Consider the following 8316-nt stretch of genomic DNA (forward strand, 5'->3'; position numbering starts at 1 on the left):
GCCAACAAATCACACCGCTGTTTTCTCCTATGGGAATAGAACAAGACAATTGGGCTGCAACTGTTGGTATTATTACCGGTATTTTTGCTAAAGAAGCCGTAGTCGGTACATTAAACAGTTTATATAGCACCTCAGCAGGTGATGATGAAGAGTTATTGTCTATTTGGGACAGTGTTAAAGTCGGCTTAGCGACAATTCCAACAAACTTATTAGGTATTGAACCTGGTGACCCATTATCAATTGCGATTGCAGGTATCACAGATTTAGATGAAGCAGCAATGGAGTTATCTGTTGATACATCTACCTTCAGTGCGCTTCAAACAGGCTTTAAAAGCCAGATAGCCGCATTCTCATACTTGTTGTTCATCTTGCTTTATACACCTTGTGTAGCAGCAATGGGGGCCTTGGTTCATGAATTTGGTGCGAAGTGGGCCCGTTTTGCTGCAATTTGGACATTTTCATTAGCTTATGGTTCAGCAACAGTGGTTTACCAAGGGGCTACATTTAATCAGCATCCGGTACAGTCTGCTAGTTGGATCAGTTTCTTTGTCATGGCTTTGGTTGTGTTTTATTTCTGGTTAAATAAGAAAGGTCGCAAAGCACAACAAATTATTCCTGGAATACGAATTGTCACGGAATAGTTAACTGAAATATGTTTGAATTAAACAATAAACCCAGCTTTGCTGGGTTTATTTGCTTTAACAAGCTAACTTTTTCGGTACTAGCAGTTGTAACTACATAAGATCTGTAGGATCATCTATTTTTATTCATATTGCCATTGTGCGCCAAGAGGAATTCCATGAGTCATGTGGACACCGAAGTACGTCCAAGTAACTTCATTCGTAATATCATAGACGAAGACCTAAAAAGCGGTAAGCACAGCCAAGTACATACACGTTTTCCACCAGAACCTAACGGGTATTTACATATTGGCCATGCTAAATCTATTTGCTTAAATTTTGGTATTGCAAAAGATTACCAAGGTCAATGTAACTTACGTTTTGATGATACAAACCCTGAAAAAGAAGACATCAATTATGTTAAGTCTATTCAGGAAGACGTGCGTTGGTTAGGCTTTGAATGGTCTGGCGATATCCGTTATTCATCAAACTATTTTGATCAACTACATCAATATGCAGTTGAGCTCATTACCAAAGGCTTAGCGTACGTTTGCTTCTTAAATGGCGAACAAACCAGAGAGTACCGCGGTTCATTAAAAGAGCCGGGTAAAAACAGCCCATACCGTGACACCAGTGTTGAAGAAAATCTCGCGTTATTTGAAAAAATGCGTAAGGGAGAGTTCAAAGAAGGTGAATGTGCTCTGCGTGCCAAAATTGATATGGCATCACCCTTTATGTGTATGCGCGATCCTATTATTTATCGTATCCGATTTGCTCATCATCATCAAACAGGCGACAAGTGGTGCATTTACCCAATGTACGATTTTACTCATTGTATCTCTGATGCTATTGAGAATATCACTCATTCGATATGTACTTTAGAGTTTCAAGATAACCGTCGTTTATATGACTGGGTATTAGATCATTTAAATGATTTCCAAGCACCAAATCGCACTCGTCAATATGAGTTTTCACGCTTAAATCTTGAATACACTTTGATGTCTAAGCGTAAACTAAACGATTTAGTCACACGTAAATTGGTTGATGGCTGGGACGATCCCCGTATGCCAACTATCGCTGGGTTACGTCGTCGTGGTTACACATCAGCTTCTATTCGCGAGTTCTGCTTACGTATTGGTGTTACCAAGCAAGAAAACTTAATTGAAGTCGGCATGTTAGATGCGTGTATTCGCGAAGAATTAAATGAACATGCACCTCGTGCAATGGCAGTATTAAGACCGATTAAAGTTGTTATTGAAAACTACCCAGATGCACAGCCTGAAACTATTACAGCACCTGCTCATCCAAATAATGAAGCCATGGGCACGCGTGAACTGACGTTTGGACGAGAGTTATTCATTGATGTTGAAGATTTTAAAGAGGAAGCTAATAAGCACTTTAAACGACTTGTTTTAGGTAAAGAAGTCCGTTTACGTAACGCTTATATTATCAAAGCTGAACGTTGTGATAAAGATGCAGATGGTAATATTACTACAGTCTATTGTACTTACGATGCAGATACTTTAGGTAAAAACCCTGCTGATGGACGTAAAGTTAAAGGGGTTATTCATTGGGTTGAAGCCTCAACAGCGAAACCTGCTGAGTTTCGCTTGTATGACCGTTTATTTACCAGTGAAAATCCTGCTGCTTTTGAAACTGTTGATGAAGTGCTAAATCCCAATTCACTCACAGTAGTGAAGGGACTCGTTGAACCTGGTTTAGTCAATGCTCCGGCTGAGAAAGCGTTTCAATTTGAGCGAGAAGGCTATTTCTGTGCAGACAGTAAAGATTCAAGCGCTGAACATCTAGTGTTTAACTTAACGGTACCGTTAAGAGATACCTTTGCGTAATCAGCATTATGAATAACAAAAAGGCGCTAAATGCGCCTTTTTTGTTTTATTTTTCAATAATCAATAAATTATTGCATCATCGGCCCGAAGCCAATACTCCATAAAATGACACTACTTGCCATCAGTGCCACTAATAGTACAAGACCTGCAGTAACCACTGAGCTAGCGTAAATAAAACCCTTTTCTTCAGGGATATTCATAATAATAGGAACACCTGCATACAGTAGATAAACGGAATAAGACAAGCCAATCAAACCGACTATCATAATGAACCATAACACGGGGTAGAGTGCCGCTAAACCAACCATAAATAATGGGGTTGCAGTATAGGACGCTAATTCGAGAGCTTGAGTGTAAGTTGGATCAGCATCAAATGTTTTGCCCATCCAATATGCTAGATAAGCAAGAGCCATAACGCCAATAATCAAGCCGAAATACATTCCAACAGACATGAATAGTGCGCTTTTTGATGTTAGAAACAGAAGCTCTCCGGCTCCGGGATGCCAACCAATGTGTGCAGTCGCAAAATAAGCACAAATTGCAGGGATCAGTGCGATAAGCAATACATGACTCAAGCTGCTCTTTAGCGCTTCGTGATTCTTTTCAATTGTGTGCCACTCTTTTTTTGGATGAGTGTAAAGTCCCATTAAGTGATTCAATACCATTATAGTTATCCTTGTTTAGCATTTTTGACCTAGCTCGCCAAACAACGACGAACTGACTACAGCTTTTTACCAATCGCCTTAATCAGTCCACATCTACTTATCAACAGGGGAATGGTGTTGGCATAACACTGAGAGGGTTCCATTGCCAACATCTATGTTGTTAAGTTATGACTCTATCCCAATTTAGAATCATCATTTAAGGTGATCGATGGCATCTGTTATTAAATCGTTAAATTAGATGCTCAGCTTATTATTGAACATAATTAGACTTTCGTCAAGTTGTATTATGTTTTTGGCTTCAGAAAAGATCGCTCTAAAGGTAAAATGAACATAGATTTTTGAAAGGATTATCCATTTTATGCAGCAATTACTTGTCCCTATTTACGACTTTTTAGGTTGTGAGACGCCAAACCGTTGGGTCGAACAAGCTAAACAACCCGAACAACTCACTGCATTACTGATTGATCATTGCAACTGTGAACTTAAAGCTGCACAAACTGCAATGTTAATGATCCGCAAATATGCGATTGATAAAAGTAGTTCACATCTATTAAAGACCTGGGCAAAGCCTTATGAAGATTTCGTTTATCAACAAGACCGAAATGCTCACGAATTTTTAGCTCGAGATAGCAAAAAGAATGACATCACTAGTGAATTATTGGCCAATAAAAGTCTCACTAATAGCACTGATTTAATGAGTAAAATGGTGCGTTTGATTAAAGAAGAGTTTCATCACTTTGAACAAGTTTTACAAATTATGACTGCGCGTGGCATCGGTTACAGTAATATTCGTGCTGGTCGTTACGCCAAACAGTTAATTATTCATATGCGGACTCATGAGCCACTTACGTTAATTGATAAGTTAATAATTGGTGCGTTTATTGAAGCGCGTTCATGTGAACGATTTGCCAAACTTGCGCCGCACTTAGATGATGAGCTCGCCAAGTTTTATACTTCATTACTTCGTTCAGAAGCTCGACATTTTCAAGACTATTTGGCTCTTGCTGAGGATATTGCAGGTGAAGATATCAGTGAACGGATTGATTATTTTCGCAACAAAGAAATGGAATTAATTTTGACAGAAGATAGCGAGTTTCGTTTTCACAGCGGTTTACCGCCACAATAACCAACAAGTGCGCGATATAAACCAAGACTCACTGATGAAATCAACATTGATACCGTTAAGTGAGCCTAGTTTGTTTCAGAAAAGGGCAATGTTACTAACTCGCAACCTTTCTCGCTGACGTTTAATACGCTGCCTTGAGTATACCAATCACCGACCACAACACGTTGTTCTTGTGCCGTGAGTTGATGAATAGCTGGGCGATGAGTATGACCATGGATCATTCTTTGACAACCAGTACTTGCCAATAGCGCAGTAACAGCACTTGACTCAACATCCATGATTTCGTAATGTTTTTGTTGATTACCTTGAACACTTTTTTGACGAATTTTTGCCGCAATGTTTAAGCGTGTCTTTTTAGGTAGGTGGGAGTAAACCCATCGCACTATATCAAGACTTCGAAAGCGTCTGAATCGCTGATAAGCAATATCAAGGGTACAAAGGCTATCACCGTGTAAAATCACAGTGTTAACACCGTACAAGTTGATACAATACACTTCGGGCAATATTTTCATGCCCGCTCGTAGGCAAAATTGTTTGCCAACCATAAAGTCACGATTACCATGAGTAAAATATACAGGTATTGAATTCGATACTGTTTTGATTGCTTCTGCGATGGCAATGGTAAAGGATTCTGCAATATCATCACCCATCCAAACTTCGAATAGATCGCCGATGATATAAAGCGCTTCAGTATTGTCTAAACCATGGTTTAGGAAATAGATGAAGGCTTGAGTAATATCTGGGCGATCTGCACTTAAGTGCAAATCGCCTACAAAGATTGTTTTCTTCAAAATTACGCTTTAACGCTAACGCTTTTGATCACAATGGCTTCTAATGGTACATCTTGATGCATACCATTATTACCAGTGGCAACATTTTTGATTGTTTCAATAATGTCTAAGCCTTCAACCACTTCACCAAATACACAATAACCCCAGCCCTGTGAAGTTTCTGATTTAAAATCAAGGAAAGTATTGTCTTTTACGTTAACGAAAAACTGTGCTGTTGCTGAGTGCGGATCAGAAGTACGCGCCATGGCAACTGTGCCTTTACGGTTAGATAAACCATTGTTGGCTTCATTTTTGATTGATGCTTTAACACTTTTCTGGCTCATATCTTCAGTGAAACCACCACCTTGGATCATAAAACCGTCAATAACACGGTGAAAAATAGTACCCTCGAAAAAACCATCTTCAACATACTGCATAAAGTTAGCCGCGGTAATTGGCGCTTTTTCTTCATTTAGCTGTAAAGTAATATCGCCCATATTGGTATGTAAAGTAATCATGTTGTCTCACTTGAAAATAATAATTTGCGCGATTCTAACTTATCTTAACTGCCGCATAAAGTGCAGTGTTCAAAACAGGTGACATCATGTTAGACTCAGCGATAACATTTCCCGTTATAAATTAGTGTAAAAGAGAACAATCGATGTTAAAGATTTACAATAGTATTAGCCGTGATAAACAAGAATTTAAACCAATAAATCCAGGTAAAATCGGAATGTACGTCTGTGGCGTAACCATTTACGATTTATGTCATATTGGTCATGGGCGTACCTTTGTTTCGTTTGACATGATAGTGCGTTATTTACGTTATATCGGTTATGAGGTGAATTTTCAGCGCAACATTACCGATGTTGATGACAAAATTATCAAACGGGCGGCTGAAAACAACGAATCTTGTGAGTCGCTAACTGAGCGTTTGATCGCCGAAATGCACCAAGATTTTGATGCCTTGAACATGAAACGTCCAGATTTTGAGCCTCGAGCAACGTTACATATTGAAGAAATTATCGATATGGTTCAGCGTTTACTCGATCGCGATCATGCTTACGTAGCCAGTAATGGGGATGTATTATTCAGCGTTGCATCATTCCCTGAGTACGGACAGTTGTCAGGTCAAAACCTAGACCAGCTTCAAGCCGGTGCTCGCGTTGAGATAGATAATGCTAAACGCAATCCTATGGATTTTGTGTTATGGAAAATGTCTAAACCGGGTGAACCAACGTGGGAATCACCTTGGGGACCAGGTCGCCCAGGTTGGCACATTGAGTGTTCAGCCATGAACAGTAAACATCTAGGTTTACACTTTGACATTCATGGTGGCGGGTCTGATTTACAGTTTCCACATCATGAAAATGAAATTGCACAGTCTTGCTGTGCTCACGATACCCCGTATGTTAATTACTGGATGCACACCGGAATGGTGATGGTTGATCGTGAAAAAATGTCTAAATCACTGGACAATTTTTTTACCATTCGAGATGTGCTTAAGCATTATGATGCTGAAACTGTACGTTACTTCTTATTATCTGGTCATTATCGTAGTCAGTTAAATTATTCTGAAGACAATTTAAAGCAAGCTCGTGCAGCGCTAGAGCGTTTATACACTGCGCTTAAAGGTTTAGACTTAACAGTTGATGCTGCGCCTGCTGAAGCGTTTGTAGCCAAGTTTAAGTCGGCAATGGATGATGACTTTAATACTCCTGAAGCCTATTCCGTGTTATTTGAGATGGTACGTGAAATCAATCGTCTTAAAACAACCGATATGGCAGCGGCATCGGCATTAGGTGTTAGCTTGAAGCAATTAGCTGATGTGCTTGGCCTTATCAGCCAGACGCCAGAAGCTTTCTTTAAGGGGGAGGGCAGTGACGATGAAGTGGCAGAAATTGAAGCGCTTATCGTTGAGCGTAACCGTGCCCGTACTGAAAAAGATTGGCCAGCAGCGGATGTGGCCCGCGATCGCTTAAACGAGTTAGGCGTTGAGTTAGAAGATGGCGGCCCTAGCGGCACAACATGGCGTAAAAAGTAGTTTACTTCAAGTATAAAAACAAAAGCCTGCAATAGCAGGCTTTTTTGTTATTAATCAGCATGGTTGGCTTATCTGAGATTTGCTAATCTGAGATTTAGTTAACTATGATACTGCTCGCATGCGTATAGGGTGTTCTCTAATAAACTTGCTATCGTCATTGGGCCAACTCCACCAGGAACCGGCGTAATAAATGCAGCCTTTTCAGCGGCAACATTAAATTCAACATCACCCACTAAACTGCCGTTCTCCAAACGATTGATACCAACATCAATAACAATCGCGCCTGGTTTGATCCAGTCACCAGGAATAAATCCAGGTTTGCCAACGGCAACGATTAATAAATCTGCTTGACGCACTTTTTGTTCTAAGTTTTTGGTAAAACGATGACAGGTTGTTGTTGTGCAACCGGCTAATAATAATTCTAGTGTCATTGGGCGGCCAACAATATTCGACGCACCTACTACAGTAGCATCAAGACCATAGGTATCTATACCGGTTGATTTGATTAACGTCATAATACCCATCGGCGTACAAGAGCGGAGCACTGGGATGCGTTGAGCTAAACGGCCAACATTATAGGGATGAAAACCATCAACATCTTTATCTGGGCGAATACGTTCAATGACTTTTGAATCATCAATATGAGCGGGCAAAGGCAGCTGTACTAAAATCCCATCAATGCTTGGATTGGCATTACACTCATCGATTAGCGCTAATAGCTCTGCTTCGGTTGTCTCGGTGTCAAGGTCAAAAGATTGCGATTCAAAACCGACTTCCTCACAAGCTTTACGTTTACTGCCAACATAGACTTGAGATGCGGCATCACTGCCCACTAAAATAACCGCAAGTCCTGGCGCGCGAAATCCAGCTTGTCTACGTTGTGTTACTTTTTGTTTTAGTGTGGTGCGAATAGATTGTGCAATGGCTTTACCGTCAATAATTTGAGCAGTCATGGCTGTAGAGTTTCCTTTGAGTGACGCAGGTGTTGAAGTCAATTGTCGATCGGCCGTTATTCTAGCAGGCGTATTGAAGGGTGTCATTTGCTAGACGTGGAAAATACAGTGAATAAACTATTCGCGCTATGATGCTAATCACGATTTTTGCTGTTAAATTCGACATATAGCATTTAGGGTTAAAAAAATCGTTGACGATAGCAAAGTGACTCGTTAATATGCGCTCCGTTCTCGGGACAACATCGTTATTGTTTATAGATAATATGTGTTTCGAAAACAACGTAAGAT

At 40.2% G+C, this 8316-nt stretch carries 8 protein-coding genes; 4 read left to right on the forward strand and 4 right to left on the reverse strand.

Translation table 11 applies throughout. The features are described from left to right. Together CXF78_RS07995 and glnS are read left to right on the forward strand one after the other, a co-directional pair. Positions 1-641: nucleoside recognition domain-containing protein (locus CXF78_RS07995; RefSeq protein ID WP_308302242.1), on the forward strand; the 641-nt coding region annotated here is incomplete at its 5' end. A gap of 158 nt (positions 642-799) precedes the next feature. Then, positions 800-2470 (forward strand): glutamine--tRNA ligase, encoded by a 1671-nt coding sequence (gene glnS, locus CXF78_RS08000; protein ID WP_102036464.1) that lies wholly within the window; start codon positions 800-802, stop codon positions 2468-2470. 68 nt (positions 2471-2538) lie between these two features. On the opposite strand, the gene CXF78_RS08005 is transcribed toward glnS, so the two are convergent. Then, a complete protein-coding gene (locus CXF78_RS08005; protein ID WP_011638064.1) occupies positions 2539-3135 on the reverse strand; it encodes a Yip1 family protein in 597 nt (198 codons plus the stop codon). 358 nt (positions 3136-3493) lie between these two features. On the opposite strand from CXF78_RS08005, the gene miaE reads away from it, so the two are divergent. Further along, positions 3494-4261, forward strand: coding sequence for a tRNA isopentenyl-2-thiomethyl-A-37 hydroxylase MiaE (gene miaE / locus CXF78_RS08010; RefSeq protein ID WP_102036465.1), 768 nt, complete (start codon positions 3494-3496; stop codon positions 4259-4261). Positions 4262-4326: 65 nt separating this feature from the next. Here miaE and CXF78_RS08015 read toward each other — a convergent pair whose 3' ends face one another. Continuing rightward, the gene (locus CXF78_RS08015) at positions 4327-5052 is read right to left on the reverse strand and encodes a UDP-2,3-diacylglucosamine diphosphatase (RefSeq protein WP_102036466.1); all 726 of its coding nucleotides are present in this window, start codon (positions 5050-5052) and stop codon (positions 4327-4329) included. A gap of 2 nt (positions 5053-5054) precedes the next feature. Next, positions 5055-5549 (reverse strand): peptidylprolyl isomerase, encoded by a 495-nt coding sequence (locus CXF78_RS08020; RefSeq protein ID WP_011638050.1) that lies wholly within the window; start codon positions 5547-5549, stop codon positions 5055-5057. 143 nt (positions 5550-5692) lie between these two features. Between CXF78_RS08020 and cysS the strand changes: the two genes are divergently transcribed. Further along, on the forward strand, positions 5693-7075 hold the full coding sequence (cysS, locus tag CXF78_RS08025) for a cysteine--tRNA ligase (protein ID WP_102036467.1): 1383 nt from the start codon (positions 5693-5695) through the stop codon (positions 7073-7075). A 98-nt stretch (positions 7076-7173) separates the two neighbouring features. Here cysS and folD read toward each other — a convergent pair whose 3' ends face one another. Beyond that, entirely contained in the window at positions 7174-8028 is an 855-nt protein-coding gene (gene folD / locus CXF78_RS08030; RefSeq protein WP_102036468.1) for a bifunctional methylenetetrahydrofolate dehydrogenase/methenyltetrahydrofolate cyclohydrolase FolD, read from the reverse strand. Positions 8029-8316 lie beyond the last annotated feature (288 nt).

It is taken from the genome of Shewanella sp. 11B5, assembly GCF_002836795.1.
GTDB classification, from domain to species: domain Bacteria; phylum Pseudomonadota; class Gammaproteobacteria; order Enterobacterales; family Shewanellaceae; genus Shewanella; species Shewanella frigidimarina.